Genomic DNA, 19,494 nt, shown 5'->3' on the forward strand with positions numbered 1-19,494 from the left:
ATGAGTGCTTTATTTTCATTCATTCAGTTTTAAGCTACTGCATTTTCTTCAGCTTTTTTATATGAGCGACTATACATTTCTTCTAAATGCTCCCCAACTGTACAAGGTTCAAATTTAGGCTGTTCACCTTCTTTTAATGTACCAGGAACTGGAGAAATAACCGCGTGATAATCTGGTTCATAAAAAAATGGAATCGAATAACGATATTCACCATGAGAAAAACTATTTTTAACTCGATGTGGATTAGAGTGATATAAACCATTCGTCCATTTTGGAATCATATCTCCCAAATTCACCACAAATGTTCCCTCAATAGGTGGTGCTGCAACCCAAGTCCCATCTGGCATACAAACCTCTAATCCACCTATTTGATCTTGCGCTAAAATAGTCACAGATCCCCAATCTGTATGTGCACCAACACCATATGTTTCATCATCATCTTTAGGTGTAGGTGGATAACGTATCATGCGTAATGTACCCATTGGATCTTGACTTGATGCATCAAAATAATTCGCAGGTAAAGAAAGGGTTAATGCCAATAATTGCATTAACTGATTTGCCAATTTATACATTTCAGCAATATATTCTTGGCAAATTTTCTCACATTCAGGTAACTCTTCTGGCCATTGATTTGGACCATAATTTTGGTATTTAGCAATTGCAAAAGGATGATCTTCTGGATAATTTTTTCCACAATAAAAACCCTCTTTATAATCAGGCTTTCCATATGGATCTAATTGCTGACCATTTAATTTATCAAAACCTCTAAAACCAAAATAGTTACGAACATCATATTTTTGTTTCACATCATCTGACAATGCTAAAAGCTTTTTAGACAATTCAAATTGTCTTTGCATCATATTCAAAGGCACACTATGATTTTTGACATAGAAAAATCCTGAGTGCATTGCTGCCTTTCTTAATTCATCTACAACTCTCTTTGTTGCTTCACTTTCTGGATTATTGATATCTGCACCAGATAAATCTATTACTGGAATACTCATTATTCATCCCCAATGTATTTGAATTCTTTGTATTGAGCCCACAACAATATTTGGCTTATGCTTTTTCAGCCGAGACATTCACATCTAACGTCTTTTTAAGCTTTTTCTTACGATTAAAAATTTGATTTAAAATAATGCCTGCAAATGTAGCAGTGGTAATTCCCCCTAAATCTAAACTTCCAATATAAATTGAATAATTTCCAGCCCCCATAATCACAGTAACAGAGACGACAATAATGTTTCCGTTGTGCGTAAAATCAACTTTATTTTCAATCCAAATTTTTGCACCTGCAATCACGATTAGGCCAAATACAATCATTGATGTACCTGTTAAAATCGCGACAGGTAAAGTGCTAATAACAGCACCAAACTTTGGAGATAAACCCAAAATAATGGCAAATAAACCCGCAACAACAAAAACAATCGATGAATAAATACGAGTAGCCGCCATTACTCCAATATTTTCAGCATACGTCGTTAAACCTGTTCCTCCGACCGCACCAGACATAGATGTACAAATACCATCAGCAAAAAATGCTTTTCCCATATGCGGGGTAATATTTTTGCCTGTCATTTCGCTCACAACTTTAAAGTGAGCCAAGTTTTCTGCAATAAGAATAAAAGCAATTGGTGTAATCAATAAAATTGCATTCAGCTGAAATTCTGGTTGATGAAATGCAGGCAAACCAAACCAAGCTGCATTTGCCACAGGTGCAAAATCAATTGGTTTTCCAAAGCCCATCATATTTGCAAGTACAAAATAAATAAGATAAGAAATAATTAAACCAACCAATAAAAGCAATCGTCTTAACATACCTGTTGTAAAAACAGCAATTCCCCCAATACACATAGCTGTAAGCAATGCCATCCATGTATCAAATGAATTTCCAGCGATTGCACGAATTGCCCCAGGTGCAAGATTTAGCCCGACAATCATAATAATAGCGCCTGCAACGACTGGAGGAAGTAAATTTTCCATCCATTGCGAACCTGTTTTCATCACAATCAAGCCAATCAGTGCATAGAATAATCCACAGACAATTGTTGCACCTAAAGCAATACCAATATTAGGATTTAGCCCAGATCCGCTATAACCAGTAACAGCAATTACAGCACCAATAAAAGCAAAACTTCCCCCTAAATAACTTGGTACTCGACCACCTGTAATTAAGAAGAAAATAATTGTTCCTATACCCGAAAGTAAGATTGTTAAACTCGGATCGAAGCCCATCAACAATGGTGCCAATACAGTTGCACCAAACATGGCAAATGTATGCTGTAAACCAAGAATAATCGTCTGCGCAGGGGGCAAATATTCATTCATAGATACGGGAGTTTTATCAATATTGCCTTGATAAGGCTTAAATTTCACAAACCAACTTTCTTTCATCACATACCACCCCAATTTACGGCTATGTGAGCTAATACTTAATGGCATTAGCCTGATAAAGTAATTGCAATATTATTCAGATAGTAATTTTTTCTTTTATAAAAACTGTAATTAACTGGTTTAATAAAAGTAATGTCAAAATTTATTCACACCTTACTATTTGAATAACTTTTTAAAATATTCATTATTTTTTAAGCAACAAATATACCAAATATTAAAAATATGATTTTCAAATGACTTAAATAATAAAAATCTAAAAATTCAGCTCAATATTCATAACTTATAGAAATTTATAAATTTAATTTGCACCAAAATAACATCAACTGTTCCATTTTTGAACAAAAAGTCAAATTTAAACACCTACTCAAGGAAATAAATATATATTTTTAATATCAAATATTTTCAATTAAATTCATTCACTTAGTTTTAATATTTTATTTTAAATTCTTATTATTCGAACATATTATTTTATTTATCAATAAAATTAGAAATATATTTTACAGCTTCCCTTTCTAATTTTATACATTAATCAAAAAAGCCATCCATAGCATTTAATTTGAATGACAAATTAATATAAATAGGCTAAGGATGGCTAAATTTATTAAATTAATGCTTTAAAATCTTGTTGACGCCATGCTTCATATAAAATTACGGCAGTCGCATTTGATAAGTTTAAGCTACGTGAATTTGCAGCCATTGGTAAACGAATCCAATGCTCTTTCGGAAACATTAAACGTACGTGTTCTGGCAAACCACGAGTTTCAGGTCCCATCAACAAAGCAACAGGTCGATTCAAATTAGAAGTATGCGGTGTTTCAAAACCCTTGGTTGTTAATGGATAAATTGCATCCATTTCAATACCTTTAGATTTTAAGTTTTCTAAACATTCTTCAAAATTTTCCCAAATTTGCATACGTGCATATTCGTGATAATCCAGACCTGCTCGTTTTAGTTTTTTATCATCAAGTTCAAAACCTAATGGTTTAACCAAATGCAATTGTGCCCCTGTATTCGCACATAAACGAATGATATTCCCTGTATTGCTTGGAATTTCAGGCTCGTATAACACTACATGAATCACAGGATATCTCTACTCTTTTCAATGTAACAAAGCAATTAGCCTTGCCACTGTAATTGTTCACGCAAGCAAACCACTTCACCAATAATGGTTAGTGTTGGTGCTTGTATTTGATGATCAGTCACTTTAGAAGCAATATCTGCTAAAGTTCCAACCACGACTTTTTGCTCTGGCGTTGTTCCTTTCGAAATCAACGCAACAGGCATATTTGGTCTTTGACCATATTCAATCAGTCTTTGACAAATTTTTTCCAATCCAACCAAGCCCATATAAAGTACTAAGGTTTGATTTTCATAGACGAGTTCATTCCAAGGAAGTTCTGGCGAACCTTCTTTTAAATGTCCAGTTAAAAAGCGCACACTTTGTGCATAATCACGATGTGTTAATGGAATGCCTGCATATGCTGAACATCCCGATGCCGCAGTAATTCCAGGTACAACTTGAAATGCAACATCTGCATCAAAAAGTTCTTGAATTTCTTCACCACCACGACCAAAAATAAATGGATCACCACCTTTTAAGCGACAAACACGTTTACCTTCTTGAGCATATTTTACTAATAAAGCATTAATGCCTTCTTGTGGTACAGCATGATTTGAACGTGCTTTACCTACATAAATTTTAGTTGCATCACGGCGGCATAAATCCATAATAGGCTGTGACACCAAACGATCATAAATCACAACATCTGCTTGCTGCATTAAACGCAAAGCTTTTAAGGTTAAAAGTTCAGGATCGCCTGGACCTGCTCCAACTAAATACACTTCGCCTTTAGGTGTTTTCCACTCAATTAATGCTTGCTCAATAATTTGATTCGCTTCATCTAAGCAATCATTAAAGACTTTTTCCTTAAGTGAACTTGCATATAAATTTTCCCAAAAAATACGACGTTCATCAGGATTGATAATTTTTGCTTTAACCTGACTACGCCATTTTCCAGAAAATTCAGCAAGTTTGCCCATACCATGCGGAATAGTTGTTTCAAGTTGAGTACGAATCTGACGAGATAAAACAGGAGAAGTACCATTACTGGCAATTGAAATAACAAGTGGTGAACGATCAACAATCGCTGGCACCATAAAACGACAATGTGGTGGATCATCCACACTATTCACTAAAATATTCTGTGCTTCACAAACCTCAAATACATTTTTATTGGTTTGTGCATCATCTGTTGCGGCAATCACTAACCGATACATATTTAAAGGTATCGATTGATCAAATTTAGCCTGAATATATTTCCCTTGGCTTTCTTCAACCAATTGTAATAATTGTGCATCAATTTCAGGGGCAACAATATCAATTATTGCACCTGCTTTGCTTAAAAGTACTGCTTTTCGATAGGCAATATGTCCGCCACCGACAATCAAACAACGTTGCTTCTGCAACTTTAAAGAGATTGGAAAAATATCCACCAAATAACCTCAAAATATCAATCTGATTGCCGTAGCCGACATTTACACACTCTCTTACATCAACAGTTAGTCGATATAAGTTGCACCACCCATATATGGACGTAAAACTTCAGGAACTTCAATTGAACCATCGGCACGTTGATAATTTTCCATTACTGCCAATAATGTACGACCAACAGCCAAACCTGAACCATTTAAAGTATGCACGAATTCAGTTTTCTTTTGGTCTACACGGTAACGTGCTTTCATACGACGTGCTTGGAAATCGCCCATGCATGAACACGAAGAAATTTCACGATATGTATTTTGACTTGGTACCCAAACCTCTAAATCATAAGTTTTGATTGCACCAAAGCCCATATCACCACCACACAATACGATTTTACGATATGGTAGACCTAATGCTTGAAGGATTCCTTCAGCATGACCTGTTAAATCTTCAAGTGCTTGCATTGATGTTTCAGGTTTTACAATCTGAACCATTTCAACTTTATCAAATTGATGCTGGCGAATTAGACCACGTGTATCGCGACCATAAGAACCAGCTTCACTGCGGAAACATGGTGTATGTGCGGCATATTTTAGTGGTAAACGATCTGCATCAATAATTTCATCACGCACAAAGTTTGTTACAGGAACTTCAGCTGTAGGAATAAGATAAAATTCTTTTTCACCTTGAAGTTTAAATAAATCTTCTTCAAATTTAGGTAACTGACCTGTACCGCGTAAAGAGTCAGCATTCACTAAATAGGGTACATAAGCTTCGGTATAACCATTTTTCAAAGTATGTGTATCTAACATAAATTGAGTCAAAGCACGTTGTAAACGAGCTAATGGTCCTTTTAATACGCTAAAGCGAGTTCCAGTTAACTTCGTTGCAGTTTCAAACTCTAAACCACCCATCATTTCACCAAGATCAGTATGATCTTTGATTTCGAAATCAAATTGACGAGGTGTTCCCCATTTCAAAACTTCAACGTTATCACTTTCATCTTTACCTTCAGGTACAGACTCATGTGGTAAGTTTGGAATAGATAAAGATTTAGCTTCAATTTCAGCTTGTAATTCAGTAAGTTCAACTTCAGCAGCTTTAATTTCATCACCAATAGCACCCATACGCGCCATGATTTCTGAAGCATCACCACCTGCTTTTTTAATTTGACCAACTTGCTTCGCGCCTGCATTGCGTTCAGCTTGTAGATTTTCAGTTTTGGACTGAATTTCTTTACGACGAGCTTCTAATGATGCCCATTCTTCTACGTTGAGTTGTACACCACGTTTAGCGAGGGCTAAGTTAACAGCCTCAATATTATTTCTAAGTAATTTAGGGTCGATCATAGTCAATCTTGAGTAAAGAAAAAAACTGGCTATAGTGTAAGCTCTTAGCACTAAAAAATACAGTGATAGAGCTTACAGCTGTGCCTTATTAAGACAATAAAATCATTATTTATACTGATTAACGTTTTTTATAATTTGGTAAACTTGGCAAATATTCTGGTTTAATCACAGCTTGACTCACACGGTAAGGTAAAATGAGTTCAGGCATACCTTCTGCATAACTTGCTAATTCATATAATGGATATACAAAAACAAGCCCATCTACACCGTAATAAAAGTTATCACTTAATTGTAGTTTATCTCTAGTAATCGCATGATCATTTAACCAATTAGCATTTGCTGAATAAAGCTCATCAAGAACTTTTCGTTCAGTCCCTTTAATTAAAATATCTTGTAAAGCAATACGTTTTTGTAAACTTAAATCAAAATTTACAAATTCTTTATGGTATAAACCATGTGCTGCCCCTGCACTATAAGTATATGAATCAACAATAAATGTTGCGACTTTATACCACTGACTCAAATATCGTACTGACATACTACTTTGACTTAAACCAGCAACAGCTCCTTCTCCAACCTTCACCTGTTCATTTGGCTCAGCCGAAAATGCAGCAGGTTCTGCTTTTTGAATACGATCTTCAAAATATTGATTAATCCAATCTACATTTGTTTCGATAGTTTGAAGATCATATTGCGTACAACCTTCCACATTACATGCTTCTGATTTTAGAAGACTCATCTCAACCGTTTTAGCTTGAATTAAAGGTATTGTCTGTTCTTCTTTTACTTCAACTTGCTTATCTGCAACTGGTTCATTTCGAGGTTTACATCCCGCCAATAAACTCATTGAAATAGCAACAGTTGCAACTACAGCCGAAGTTTTGACTTGCATGAGCTTCATGCTCACTCCCTTTTTATATATTTAAATAACTATTTAAACTATAACAAACTACATATAATTTTTTATTACCCCAATATAATATACAAACACTTATTTAGTGATTAAAAACACAAAAAATACAAATAAAATATAATAAAACACAAAAACTTACTAAGATATAAAAAAGCAACCCATAAGGACTGCTTTCATATTTCACAAAAAGAATTCTTTAGCTTTTTACATAAACAAAACTACTTATTGATCAATGATGTCTGTTCCTTTTGGTGGAACAAAATTAAAGGTAGATGCTGGAATCGTACTATTTACTTTCACATTATTAAACTTCACATACGTTGTTTGCCCTAATGAATCTTGTAGCACCATCAACGATGGTTTATTTTTCGCACTAAAGCTAATTGTTAAACTCTGGAAAGCACTTTCTTTATTTTTTGGAATTAATGTGTAATACGTTTTTGCTTTATCTGGTTGAGTCACTTTATAACTACTCATAATTTGATTAGTATTACCAGACAATAATAAAGCAGGCGTATTTGCAACTTGGTCATCTAAACTTTGACGCACAGCCTGTTGTAAATCTGGATCATAAATCCAAACCAGTTTCCCTGAAGATACGATTGTTTGTTTTACTGGTGATGTTATTTCCCAATAAAACTTCCCTGGACGCTCAACTTTCATCACACCTTTAAAAGTTTGATTCATGTGCTGAGCGGTTAAACCTTTATTTTTAACTGCTTTTGTATTATGAACTTTAGTAGTTTGTTCAAAATTGGCAGTTAAACTTTGTAATCCATTTAATTGGTTAATCAAACTCGCTGCTGCTTGCTGCTCCGATGCCGCTGTGGCAGCAAATACAGTAGTACTCATCATAGGTGTCATACATACTGCACCTAAAGCAATAGTACATACAGTTTTACGAAGCATATTCATAGATTCACCTTTTATATTTGCTTAAAGCAATGATGTAATGTCTTATATTAAACCAATTAAAACTCATAAATTTAGAGAAAATAAGAAGATTTGTTTTGTTATACATATGAATTGTGCAGATTTCTCCATGATGATGAAGAAAAAACATTTTATTATTTATTATTTGAATAATTATTAAAAAAAACCCACTTAAAAAGTGGGCTTTTTCTATTAAAGCTTATGCTTCAACAGTTACGTAGCGACGGCCAAATTGACCTTTCACTTCGAATTTTACTACGCCATCAGCAGTAGCAAATAATGTATGGTCACGACCCATACCAACGTTTGCACCAGCGTGGAATTCTGTACCACGTTGACGAACGATAATGTTACCTGCAGTTACAGTTTGACCACCGTAAACTTTAACACCTAACATTTTAGGATTCGAATCACGACCGTTCTTAGTAGAACCACCGGCTTTTTTACTCGCCATGTCTTATACTCCTAGTGAATTAGCCTGAAATACCAGTAATTTTCAACTCAGTGAACCATTGACGGTGACCTTGTTGTTTACGGTAATGTTTACGACGACGCATTTTGATGATGCGGATTTTGTCGTGACGACCATGGCTAACCACTTCTGCAGTTACTTTAGCGCCAGCTACAACTGGAGCACCGATTTGAATGCTATCGCCATTTACAACCATTAATACGTCATCAAACGTAATAGTTGAGCCAGTTTCAGCTTTCAATAATTCAACTTTAAGGGTTTCACCCTCAACTACACGGTGCTGTTTACCACCGCTTTGGATTACTGCGTACATAATGTACTCCAACTTACCCGTGTTGTCGTGCCGATAAAGGGATATATCGAACTTAAAACGAGCACCACTGGGGTTATATAAGGGCAAAGATTTTAAGTGATATTCATATAAACAACAAGTCATTTGCTGAAAATATTATCACAAGCCATATGCATACTTTATAAACAGTTGCTTTCATACAGTATTCATAGTATCAAAAGCATGTAGAAATCTAATATTCCCAAATGAAAAATTAGCTACAATATTGATATTGTTTGAGTATTCAATATTAAGTTTGAATATTAAAAACTTATCTATTTTAACCGAGTACAACGTTATAGATTAAAAATTTATTTTTTGGCAGACTTAGCAAGCGCACATTTCTGTATACTATGGCAAAACTCACCAAACTGTACTTTTCAACTTTTACATCGAATAAATGAGGTTTCCCTTCACATGACCATCGATTTTAAGCAAGATATTCTCGCTCCAGTTGCCACTGATTTTGCCACGATGGATACATTTATTAATGAAGGAATAACATCTAAAGTTGCATTAGTGATGGCAGTAAGCAAACATGTTGTTGAAGCAGGCGGCAAACGCATGCGTCCTATTATGTGCTTACTTGCAGCAAAAGCATGTGGTACTGAAGATTTAGAAAAACATCGTAAACTCGCTGCAATTATTGAAATGCTCCATACAGCAACGCTCGTTCATGATGATGTTGTTGATGAATCTGGTCTACGTCGTGGTCGTCCAACGGCAAATGCCACTTGGAATAATCAAACTGCGGTACTTGTTGGTGACTTTTTAATTTCACGTGCATTCGACCTATTAGTCGATTTAGAAAACATGGTGTTATTAAAAGACTTTTCTACAGGAACATGTGAAATTGCAGAAGGTGAAGTTCTACAATTACAATCACAACACCAACCAGATACAACTGAAGCAACATATTTAGATATTATTCATGGTAAGACTTCTCGCTTATTTGAATTAGCAACAGAAGGCTCTGCAATCTTATCTGGCAAAGATCAATACCGTGAACCTTTAAAACGATATGCTGGTCATTTTGGTAATGCCTTCCAAATTATTGATGATATTTTAGATTACACCTCTGATGCTGAAACATTAGGTAAAAATATTGGTGATGATCTTATGGAAGGAAAACCAACTTTACCGTTAATCTCAGCTTTACAGAATACTGTAGGTGATGATCATGATCTTATTCGTAAAAGTATTGCCACGGGTGGTACATCAGACTTAGATAAAATCATTCAAATTGTACAAAATTCAGGTGCATTAGATTATTGTCGAAAACGTGCAACTGAAGAAACTCATACAGCCATTCAAGCATTACATGAATTACCAAATAGCCAATACAGATTAGCGCTTGAAAAGTTAGCACTACTTGCGCTTAATCGTATTCAATAAAACATCACTTTAATTGCTCATGCACATTCAAATCAATGACTTACTGATAAAAATGAAAGAACAGCTAGATACTCAAGCTGTTCTTGAAGATGATTTATTAATTGAGTTAGTTAGTCGTATTCGCCCAACAGATACTCACAATATAGATGAAATTCATCAAAAATTTCAAAGCTTTATTGAAGCACTATTAATTACACCAGCAGCAGCAATTACGCTCCAAAGTTTTGTACTTAAGCTCATTAGTCAATATAAGCAAACTAGTCTTTATGCTGATACTGGTATTTTGTCATTAGATGGTTTTTGGAATCAGCTATTTCAGCGTCTTGGTGCATATTTTCTTCCTTTAATTAATGATCCAAATCAACTGCAAGATTTAGTTCGACGGGTTTTTCATCAACGAAGTGATCAATATTGGTTAGATAGTATTTCTTGCACTGAATGGAACCAATTATTTTCAATTTTGAATCAAAGCAATGCAAATCAAAATGAAAAGCGCCTCATTCGGGTTGACTTAATTAAAGCTTTAACTGTTTTATCTTATCGTGTCAGTGGAATTGGTTTATATCCTGAATTTATCAATGCTTACCCTGAACTTACAGAATATGAATCTCCATTCTTAGTGCAAAACAGAGAAATTATTGAGTTTATTCAGCAATATAAACAACTTCATCAAAACGCAGATGATGTTAGTGCTATAACACCGCCTGATGCATCTCAAGCCCTTGTCATGCTTGAACAATGTAGAGATGTTGTCTTAAAAATCAGACGATCGACTAAACGAATTGGGGTAAGTATTAGCTTAACTTATCTTCTTTCACTACTTGAACAATGCTTAGAGCGTATTGAAATTATTCTTAATCTTATTGTTGAAGAAGATGAAGTGCGCTTTGAATCTATTGGTCAGTTACTTACAGACATTACTGATGCAATTTATAGTGAAACAAGTGTTCGCTCACTTTTAGCAACAAATAGTGAATTAATAGCATTACAAGTAACAGAAAATGCGAGTAAAACAGGTGAACACTATGTAAGTACCGATAAAAAAGGTTTTGGAAGCATGTATAAGTCGGCTGCAGGCGCCGGAATTATTATTGCATGTATGGCAACCATTAAAACCTTAATGACTCGGCTTACACTTGCGCCATTAATGCAAGCATTTTCATATAGTATGAACTACTCTCTAGGCTTCATGCTGATTCATGTGTTGCACTTTACTGTTGCAACAAAGCAACCTGCGATGACGGCTGCTGCTCTGGCTGCGACCGTACATCATCGCAAAGGATCTAAAACCGCCCAAATTGCAGAACTTGCAGCACTAATTATTAATATTATTCGAACACAGTTCATTGCTATTTTAGGAAATATCTCCATTGCAATTCCTGTTGCTGCATTGATTGCCTTTTTCTGGGACTTTGCCTTACATGAACCACTAATGAATCATGCCAAAGCAGCAAAAACATTACACGATCTTAATCCATTTACCTCTTTAGCAATTCCGCATGCAGCTATTGCTGGGGTTTGTTTATTTTTCTCAGGATTACTTGCTGGTTATTATGACAATATGGCTGTGTACCGTAAGATTGGTCCACGTATAAAAGCAGACTATCGCTTAAAGAAAATATTGGGACAACCGAGATTAGATAATTTTGCTAATTATATTGAGAGAAATCTTGGTGCTTTAGCAGGTAATTTTTTATTTGGTATTATGCTTGGAAGTATGGGTACGCTTGGGTATATTTTAGGCTTACCACTCGATATTCGTCACATTGCCTTTGCTTCTGCTAACTTTATACAGGGCTTAATGACGATTAATGATACCCCAGACATTGGTCTAATATTAGTTTCATTTTTCGGTGTCTTACTTATTGGTTTAACAAACTTATTTGTAAGCTTTAGCCTCACAATTATTGTAGCATTACGTGCTAGACGTGTTCGTTTTGAACAATGGAAACCACTTGCAAAACTTGTACTCACACACTTTTTAACACGACCAAGTGACTTTTTCTGGCCTCCAGAAAAGAAACTTGAAATCAACGAACAGCAGAATACAGATAAATGATTTGATTAAAATAAAAACAAAACATATCTTATCTATGAAATATTTTTTAAAAAAGCATATGTTTGTGGTGCTTGAAATAAAGTGTACTGATGGGTACACTTTGTTCAATGAATTAGGTTGTACTCGTCATTGATTACACTTACAAGGATGATAATGTGCCAACTTTCATGATTATTTTTGGCAGTTTTCTTTTAATTATCAGTTTTTTGATACTCAATATAACCCCACTCAATGCTATAGATTTAGCAATAATTGAGTGGTTTAGTCACCAAAGAACACAACAATTAAATGAAATTTCCATTGTACTTTCATATTTGGGTGGCATACCTTTTGTATTATTTATAACAACATTATGGTGTTTTTACGCAAAGTTGTTAAAAAAATACGGACGGATCAATTTTGTCTGGTTTGGACTTTTGGGAAGTATTTCTCTTACATGGTTATTGAAATACTTAATTTCAATACCTCGTCCACCAGAAATTTATCATCTTGTAAATGTGTTTGGTTCTTCATTTCCTAGTGGGCATACAGTCTATGCGACGGCACTTGGATGTTTAGCCATTTATGCGTACTCGCAGTCAAAAAAATTTAGAGTAATTCTATTTTTCTCTATAATTTGGATGGTTGTCATGGGTATTTCACGTGTTTATTTAGGTGTACATTACCCATCAGACGTACTCGCTGGCTGGGGTACCGGTTTGATATATATTTCAATAACCTATCTAATCTGTATCAAATTAGAAGGCTCAAGAAAATTTATAGTTTTAGATTAAATCTAATCGAGGTGGAAGAATGATGTCGGCAAAGCTTTGGGCCCCTGCCCTGACTGCTTGCGCATTAGCAACAAGTATTGCACTTGTTGGTTGTAGCGAAGATCCAAAAGATGCTCAGCAAGCTGCGGCAGCCCAACAAATGCCACCAACTGAAGTTGGTGTTATTGTTGCTCAGCCACAAAGTGTTGAACAAACAGTTGAACTATCTGGTCGTACTTCAGCATATGAAATTTCAGAAGTTCGCCCTCAAACAAGTGGTGTCATTCTAAAACGCTTATTTGTTGAAGGCAGCTATGTTCAAGAAGGTCAAGCACTCTATCAACTAGACTCACGTACCAATAATGCAGATTTAGAAAATGCAAAAGCAACCTTGAATCGTCAAATTGCAAATCTAAATATGTTACGTGTGACCGAAGCACGTTATCGTCAGCTTGTGAGCTCAAATGCCATTTCAAAACAAGATTATGATAATGCTGTAACACAGGTAAAACTTGCAGAAGCTGATGTAGCAGCATCTAAAGCACAAGTTCGAAATGCTGAAATTAACTTAGGTTACTCAACAATTCGTGCACCAATTTCAGGTAAAACAAACCGCTCTACTGTCACTGTTGGTGCTTTAGTCACAGCAAATCAAGCTGATCCTTTAGTCACAATTCAACGCTTAAATCCAATTTACGTTGATATTAACCAATCAAGTGCTGAACTTTTACGTTTACGTAAACAAATCAACGAAGGGAAAGTAAGCGATGCAAACAATCCTGTGGTAAAGTTGAAACTTGATGATGGTAGTTACTATCCAATTGAAGGTCGTTTAGCATTCTCAAATGCAAGCGTTAATCCTGATACTGGTACTATTCTTTTACGAGCAACCTTTAACAATCCAAATGATGGTTTATTACCAGGTATGTTTGTTAATGCGCAAATCGTACAAGGCATTCTTCCAAATGCTTTCTTAGTTCCTCAAGCAGCACTTTCACGTACGCCAACAGGTCAAGCTATGGCAATGCTTGTAAATGCGAAAGGACAAGTAGAGTCTCGTCAAGTAACAACGTCTGGTACACAAGGTCAAAATTGGATTGTGACAGAAGGACTTAAACCTGGCGATAAAATCATTGTTGATGGTATTGCAAAAGTAAAACCTGAGCAAAAAGTTATAGCAAAGCCATATCAACCTAAAGGTGCAGCACCTCAAAGCATGGCTCCAAAAAGCGCTCAGCCAGAAAAACAAGCTGATGTAAAACCAGAACAAAAATCTACTTCAAATGCATAAGGAGTAGACTGAATGGCTCAATTTTTTATTCATCGCCCCATCTTCGCATGGGTAATTGCATTGGTCATTATGTTGGCAGGGATTCTTTCCATCGCCAACATGCCAATTGCACAATATCCAACTGTTGCTCCACCAACAGTTACCATTTCAGCAACATATCCTGGCGCATCAGCAAAGACAGTTGAAGATACTGTAACCCAGATCATTGAACAACAAATGAATGGTCTAGATGGTTTACGCTATATTTCATCTAACAGCTATGGTAATGGTCAAGCATCGATAGCCGTAACATTTGAACAAGGTATTGATCCTGATATCGCACAAGTACAAGTTCAAAATAAATTACAATCTGCGACAGCATTACTTCCACAAGCGGTACAACGCCAAGGTGTAAAAGTTACCAAATCAGGTGCAAGCTTCTTACAAGTACTTGCCTTCTACTCTGATGATAACAAGCTAACAGGCGAAGATATTAAAGATTATGTAAACTCTTTTATTTCTGAACCACTTAGCCGTGTACCAGGTGTGGGTGAAGTGCAGGTATTCGGTAGTTACTATGCTATCCGTATTTGGCTTGATCCTGCTAAATTAGCAAGCTTTCAACTAACACCAACAGACATTTCAAATGCAGTTCAAGCACAAAATGCTCAAGTTGCTGTTGGTCAAATTGGTGGCGCTCCATCTGTTGAAGGTCAAGTTCTTAATGCGACAGTCAATGCACAAAGCTTATTGCAAACACCGGAACAATTCCGTGAAATTTTCTTAAAGAATACTTCGAATGGTGCACAAGTACGTTTAGGCGATGTTGCACGTGTTGAACTTGGTGCAGAAAACTACCAGTTTGATTCGAAATTTAATGGTAAACCTGCTGGTGGTGTTGCGATTAAACTCTCAACAGGTGCTAATGCATTAGATACAGCAAAAGCAGTTGAAGCACAACTTAAAGAGATGCGTAACAACTATCCTGAAGGATTGAAAGATACCATCGCCTTTGATACAACGCCATTTATTCAAATCTCTATTGAGAATGTAGTAGAAACATTATTTGAAGCAATTGCGCTCGTATTCTTGGTAATGTTCTTATTCCTTCAAAACTGGCGTGCAACAATTATTCCAACCCTAGCCGTACCTGTTGTGGTATTGGGTACGTTTGCTGTTATTAATGTTTTTGGCTTCTCGATTAACACATTAACCATGTTTGCAATGGTATTGGCCATTGGTCTCTTGGTCGATGATGCAATTGTTGTAGTAGAAAACGTCGAACGTGTCATTCAAGAAGAACATTTAGATCCAGTTCATGCAACTGAAGTTTCTATGAAACAAATTTCAGGTGCACTTGTCGGGATTACAAGTGTGTTATCTGCTGTATTCGTTCCAATGGCATTCTTTGATGGAACAACTGGTATTATTTATCGTCAGTTCTCCATCACACTTGTAACAGCAATGGTGTTATCACTATTAGTTGCCTTAACATTTACTCCTGCTTTGTGTGCTACTTTACTCAAAGCACATGATCCAAATGCCGTTCCAAGCCAACGATTACATGCACGTTTCTTCAGATGGTTTAACCACACATTTGAAAAAATCAGTCATAAATATCAAAACGGTGTAAACCGTATGACACACCATAAAGTATTTTCTGGTGTGCTATATGTGGTCGTAATTAGTGCAATTGTTGTTTTATTAAATAAACTGCCATCGGCATATTTACCAAATGAAGACCAAGGTGTCATCATTACATTGGTTCAATTACCAGATAATGCATCATTGCAACGTACTGAAAAAGTCGTTGATCAAATGAGTGCCTTCTATCGCGAAAAAGAAAAGGATGCTGTTGACTCTGTATTTAGTGTTGCTGGCTTCTCTTTTGCTGGTGTTGGACAAAACGTCGGCTTAGCTTTCGTTAAACTTAAAGACTGGAAATATCGTACGACACCTGAAACACAAATCGGGGCAATTATTCAACGTAGTATGATCATGAATGTCTTGTTTAAAGAAGCAACGTACATTCTTCCGCTACAATTACCAGCAATGCCTGAATTAGGCGTGAGCGATGGTTTTAACCTCGAACTACGTGATGTTGGTGGTAATGGTCATGCAAAACTGAATGAAGCACGTGATGCAGTGGTAGCCATGGCTGCTCAAGATCCGCGCTTAATGCAAGTTCGTCAAAATGGTCAGCGTGATAATGCACAATATCAGATCAATGTTGATCAAGCTGTTGCGGGTGCAATGGGGATTAATATTGCAGATATTAACAACACCATGAGTATTGCTTGGGGTGGTTCATATGTGAATGACTTCATTGATCGTGGACGTGTGAAAAAAGTCTATGTTCAAGCCGAAGATAATGCACGTATGTTGCCTGAAGATCTTGATAAGTGGTATGTCCGAAATAATCAGAACACTATGGTACCGTTCTCGACATTTGCTACAGGCGAATGGACATATGGTTCACCATTGTTACAACGCTATAACGGTGTTCCAGCGATTAATATTCAAGGTTCTCCTGCACCAGGCACTAGTTCGGGCGATGCAATGCTTGCAATGCAAGAAATCGTTAAAAAACTACCTGAACAAGGGCTCAAAGGTTTTGACTTCCAATGGACAGGTATTTCTCTCGATGCACAAGATTCATCATCTCAAGCACCGATGGTATATGCACTTTCATTATTAATCGTCTTCCTTTGCTTAGCAGCTTTATATGAAAGTTGGTCTATTCCATTCTCTGTAATTTTAGTTGTGCCATTAGGTGTAATTGGTGCAGTTGCATTAACATTCGCAGCAATGATTCTGAAAAGTGATCCAAACTTATCAGATAACATTTACTTCCAAGTCGCAATTATTACCGTGATTGGTTTATCTGCGAAGAATGCTATTTTAATTGTAGAGTTTGCAAAAGAACTGCAAGAAAAAGGTGAAGAACTTTTCGAAGCAACCATGCACGCTGCAAAAATGCGTTTACGTCCAATTATTATGACAACACTCGCATTTGGTTTTGGTGTACTTCCACTTGCTCTATCTACAGGTGCTGGTGCAGGTAGTCAAAACTCTGTTGGTTATGGTGTGCTTGGTGGGGTTCTCTCTTCAACTTTACTGGGTATTTTCTTTATTCCAGTATTCTTTGTTTGGATTCGAAGCATATTCAAATATAAACCAAAACAAATAAATAATCAGGAGCAATCATCGTGATGCAAAACATATGGTCTATTTCAGGTCGTAGCATTGCGGTATCTGCACTTGCGCTTGCTTTGACAGCTTGTCAAAGCATGCGTGGTCCAGAACCCGTAGTACAATCTAATATACCTAGCACATATACCAATGCTTCTGGTACTTCTATTGCAGAACAAGGCTATAAAGATTTCTTTGCTGACGCTCGTTTAGTTAAAGTGATTGACCTAGCATTGGAAAATAACCGCGATTTACGTACAGCAACATTAAATATTCAGCGTACACAACAACAATACCAAATTTCTAAAGACAACCAACTACCAACAATTGGTGCAAGCGGTGGTGTTTTACGTCAAGATACGATTACAGCACCTTCTCCTTACACAACTTATAGTGTTGGTTTAGGTGTAACATCATATGAATTAGATTTTTGGGGTCGTGTACGTAGTTTAAAAGACAGTGCGTTAGATACATATTTAGCAACTGCTAGCGCTCGTGAATCGACTAAAATTGCCTTAATCAGTCAAGTCACGCAAGCATGGTTATCTTATGCTTTTGCGAATGCAAACTTGCAATTGGCTGAGCAGACTCTCACAAGCCAACAAAAGGCTTATGAGCTCAACAAAAAGCGCTTTGATGTCGGTATTGATAATGAACTATCCGTTCGACAAGCACAAATTTCTGTTGAAACTGCCCGTAGTGATGTTGGAAGTTATAAAACTCAAGTTTCTCAAGCACTCAATGCTCTAAACTTATTGGTTGGTCAACAAGTTCCTCAAGACTTATTACCACCTGCGCATTTAGAAAAAGTGACAAACATTGAGGCAATTGGTACAGGCTTACCAAGTGACTTACTGAATAATCGCCCTGATTTACGTAGTGCGGAATATCAACTATCTGCTGCTGGTGCCAATATTGGTGCTGCAAAAGCTGCTTTATTCCCAACGATTACCTTAACAGGTAATGCTGGCTATTCATCTACAGATTTAAGTGATTTATTTAAATCAGGAAGTTTTGTATGGTCTGTTGGTCCAAGTCTTAATCTTCCAATTTTTGACTGGGGCACACGTAAGTCAAACATTAAAATTGCAAAAATTGATCAAGAAATTGCACTTTCTAACTATGAAAAAGCAATTCAATCTGCATTTAGTGAAGTGAACGATGCTCTTGCTGTTCGCACACATATTGCTGATCGCTTATCGGCTCAAAAACGATTAGTCGAAGCTTCTAAAGCAACATATCGTTTATCTGATGCACGTTTCAAAGCGGGTATTGATGGCTATTTAAATGTACTCGATGCTCAACGAAGTTCTTATTCCGCTGAACAAGGTTTACTTGCTTTAGAACAAGCAAACCTCAATAACCAAGTTGAATTGTATAAATCTCTTGGTGGTGGTGTAAAAGCAATATCTTCAGAGCAACTTACAGCCGAGCCTTCTACTTCTGATCTAAAATATGGTAACAAATAAAAAATCTAATCATGATTTTTTATATTGAATAAAAGAGCTCACTTCGGTGGGCTTTTTTATTGAGTAATGATTCGCTTTGAGATATTTTGATCTTCAATCTTTTAAAGTTTCATTTATGACTATGCAATTAAGTAATTTAGAAACTATTCCTGGACATCGAATTCTACGTCAACTAGATGTGGTTTATGGAAGTACTGTAAGAAGTAAACACGTTGGTCGCGATTTGCTTGCAGGATTGAAAAACATTGTAGGTGGTGAATTAAAAGCCTATACCGAACTTTTAGAAGAATCTCGCCAAGAAGCAATGAATCGTATGATTGAAAAAGCACAATCATTAGGTGCAAATGCGATTGTTGGTATTCGTTTCTCTACCTCAAATATTGCCCAAGGTGCTTCAGAACTTTTTGTTTATGGTACAGCAGTCATTATTGAGCCAAATACGATGACAAAACTTCCAGATCCATTTCCAGTACAAGGCTAAGA

Annotated in this window: 16 protein-coding genes; 7 read left to right on the forward strand and 9 right to left on the reverse strand. The window is 36.2% G+C overall.

Annotated elements, in window-relative coordinates; translation table 11 throughout:
• Nucleotides 1–29: 29 nt before the first annotated feature.
• The 9 genes from AOY20_RS00795 to rplU all read right to left on the reverse strand — a co-directional run bounded on the left by AOY20_RS00795 (nucleotide 30) and on the right by rplU (nucleotide 8,856).
• Complete coding sequence (locus AOY20_RS00795; protein WP_054580107.1) at nucleotides 30–1,004, reverse strand: isopenicillin N synthase family dioxygenase; 975 nt, start codon at nucleotides 1,002–1,004, stop codon at nucleotides 30–32.
• A gap of 55 nt (nucleotides 1,005–1,059) precedes the next feature.
• Nucleotides 1,060–2,394 carry a solute carrier family 23 protein gene (locus AOY20_RS00800; protein WP_054580108.1) on the reverse strand — a complete coding sequence of 445 codons (1,335 nt, stop codon included), beginning with the start codon at nucleotides 2,392–2,394 and terminating at the stop codon, nucleotides 1,060–1,062.
• A 601-nt stretch (nucleotides 2,395–2,995) separates the two neighbouring features.
• Nucleotides 2,996–3,475, reverse strand: coding sequence for a tRNA (cytidine(34)-2'-O)-methyltransferase (locus AOY20_RS00805; RefSeq protein ID WP_054580109.1), 480 nt, complete (start codon nucleotides 3,473–3,475; stop codon nucleotides 2,996–2,998).
• A 35-nt stretch (nucleotides 3,476–3,510) separates the two neighbouring features.
• Complete coding sequence (gene cysG / locus AOY20_RS00810; RefSeq protein WP_054580110.1) at nucleotides 3,511–4,887, reverse strand: siroheme synthase CysG; 1,377 nt, start codon at nucleotides 4,885–4,887, stop codon at nucleotides 3,511–3,513.
• 66 nt (nucleotides 4,888–4,953) lie between these two features.
• Entirely contained in the window at nucleotides 4,954–6,225 is a 1,272-nt protein-coding gene (serS, locus tag AOY20_RS00815) for a serine--tRNA ligase (RefSeq protein WP_054580111.1), read from the reverse strand.
• Between the two features lie 118 nt (nucleotides 6,226–6,343).
• Nucleotides 6,344–7,126: an RsiV family protein gene (locus AOY20_RS00820; RefSeq protein ID WP_054580112.1), complete on the reverse strand. Its 783-nt coding sequence runs from the start codon at nucleotides 7,124–7,126 to the stop codon at nucleotides 6,344–6,346.
• 234 nt (nucleotides 7,127–7,360) lie between these two features.
• Complete coding sequence (lolA, locus tag AOY20_RS00825; protein WP_054580113.1) at nucleotides 7,361–8,053, reverse strand: outer membrane lipoprotein periplasmic chaperone LolA; 693 nt, start codon at nucleotides 8,051–8,053, stop codon at nucleotides 7,361–7,363.
• Nucleotides 8,054–8,270: 217 nt separating this feature from the next.
• Entirely contained in the window at nucleotides 8,271–8,525 is a 255-nt protein-coding gene (gene rpmA / locus AOY20_RS00830; RefSeq protein WP_054580114.1) for a 50S ribosomal protein L27, read from the reverse strand.
• 19 nt (nucleotides 8,526–8,544) lie between these two features.
• Complete coding sequence (gene rplU, locus AOY20_RS00835) at nucleotides 8,545–8,856, reverse strand: 50S ribosomal protein L21 (RefSeq protein WP_054580115.1); 312 nt, start codon at nucleotides 8,854–8,856, stop codon at nucleotides 8,545–8,547.
• Nucleotides 8,857–9,291: 435 nt separating this feature from the next.
• Here rplU and sdsA point away from each other — a divergent pair, with 435 nt between their 5' ends.
• The 7 genes from sdsA to AOY20_RS00870 all read left to right on the forward strand — a co-directional run bounded on the left by sdsA (nucleotide 9,292) and on the right by AOY20_RS00870 (nucleotide 19,492).
• The gene (gene sdsA / locus AOY20_RS00840; protein ID WP_054580116.1) at nucleotides 9,292–10,269 is read left to right on the forward strand and encodes an All-trans-nonaprenyl-diphosphate synthase; all 978 of its coding nucleotides are present in this window, start codon (nucleotides 9,292–9,294) and stop codon (nucleotides 10,267–10,269) included.
• A gap of 19 nt (nucleotides 10,270–10,288) precedes the next feature.
• Nucleotides 10,289–12,328: a site-specific recombinase gene (locus AOY20_RS00845; RefSeq protein ID WP_054580117.1), complete on the forward strand. Its 2,040-nt coding sequence runs from the start codon at nucleotides 10,289–10,291 to the stop codon at nucleotides 12,326–12,328.
• Between the two features lie 155 nt (nucleotides 12,329–12,483).
• Entirely contained in the window at nucleotides 12,484–13,101 is a 618-nt protein-coding gene (locus tag AOY20_RS00850; protein WP_054580118.1) for a phosphatase PAP2 family protein, read from the forward strand.
• Nucleotides 13,102–13,120: 19 nt separating this feature from the next.
• Complete coding sequence (locus AOY20_RS00855; protein WP_054580119.1) at nucleotides 13,121–14,371, forward strand: efflux RND transporter periplasmic adaptor subunit; 1,251 nt, start codon at nucleotides 13,121–13,123, stop codon at nucleotides 14,369–14,371.
• Between the two features lie 12 nt (nucleotides 14,372–14,383).
• A complete protein-coding gene (locus tag AOY20_RS00860) occupies nucleotides 14,384–17,563 on the forward strand; it encodes an efflux RND transporter permease subunit (protein ID WP_054580120.1) in 3,180 nt (1,059 codons plus the stop codon).
• Entirely contained in the window at nucleotides 17,563–19,011 is a 1,449-nt protein-coding gene (adeC, locus tag AOY20_RS00865) for an AdeC/AdeK/OprM family multidrug efflux complex outer membrane factor (RefSeq protein ID WP_054580121.1), read from the forward strand. The genes AOY20_RS00860 and adeC overlap by 1 nt, the downstream gene beginning before the upstream one ends.
• Nucleotides 19,012–19,132: 121 nt before the next feature.
• Nucleotides 19,133–19,492, forward strand: coding sequence for a YbjQ family protein (locus AOY20_RS00870; protein ID WP_054582507.1), 360 nt, complete (start codon nucleotides 19,133–19,135; stop codon nucleotides 19,490–19,492).
• Nucleotides 19,493–19,494: the final 2 nt, after the last annotated feature.

The sequence above is a fragment of the Acinetobacter equi genome (genome assembly GCF_001307195.1).
Classification (GTDB): domain Bacteria; phylum Pseudomonadota; class Gammaproteobacteria; order Pseudomonadales; family Moraxellaceae; genus Acinetobacter; species Acinetobacter equi.

Excerpts from the sequence above, each read along its gene's own strand:
- AOY20_RS00845 (WP_054580117.1), top strand. The coding sequence starts at position 10,289 with ATGCACATTCAAATCAATGACTTACTGATAAAAATGAAAGAACAGCTA.
- sdsA (WP_054580116.1), top strand. The coding sequence starts at position 9,292 with ATGACCATCGATTTTAAGCAAGATATTCTCGCTCCAGTTGCCACTGAT.
- AOY20_RS00820 (WP_054580112.1), bottom strand. The coding sequence starts at position 7,126 with ATGAAGCTCATGCAAGTCAAAACTTCGGCTGTAGTTGCAACTGTTGCT.
- AOY20_RS00870 (WP_054582507.1), top strand. The coding sequence starts at position 19,133 with ATGCAATTAAGTAATTTAGAAACTATTCCTGGACATCGAATTCTACGT.
- AOY20_RS00860 (WP_054580120.1), top strand. The coding sequence starts at position 14,384 with ATGGCTCAATTTTTTATTCATCGCCCCATCTTCGCATGGGTAATTGCA.
- AOY20_RS00795 (WP_054580107.1), bottom strand. The coding sequence starts at position 1,004 with ATGAGTATTCCAGTAATAGATTTATCTGGTGCAGATATCAATAATCCA.
- rplU (WP_054580115.1), bottom strand. The coding sequence starts at position 8,856 with ATGTACGCAGTAATCCAAAGCGGTGGTAAACAGCACCGTGTAGTTGAG.
- AOY20_RS00800 (WP_054580108.1), bottom strand. The coding sequence starts at position 2,394 with ATGAAAGAAAGTTGGTTTGTGAAATTTAAGCCTTATCAAGGCAATATT.
- lolA (WP_054580113.1), bottom strand. The coding sequence starts at position 8,053 with ATGAATATGCTTCGTAAAACTGTATGTACTATTGCTTTAGGTGCAGTA.
- adeC (WP_054580121.1), top strand. The coding sequence starts at position 17,563 with ATGCAAAACATATGGTCTATTTCAGGTCGTAGCATTGCGGTATCTGCA.
- serS (WP_054580111.1), bottom strand. The coding sequence starts at position 6,225 with ATGATCGACCCTAAATTACTTAGAAATAATATTGAGGCTGTTAACTTA.
- AOY20_RS00855 (WP_054580119.1), top strand. The coding sequence starts at position 13,121 with ATGATGTCGGCAAAGCTTTGGGCCCCTGCCCTGACTGCTTGCGCATTA.
- rpmA (WP_054580114.1), bottom strand. The coding sequence starts at position 8,525 with ATGGCGAGTAAAAAAGCCGGTGGTTCTACTAAGAACGGTCGTGATTCG.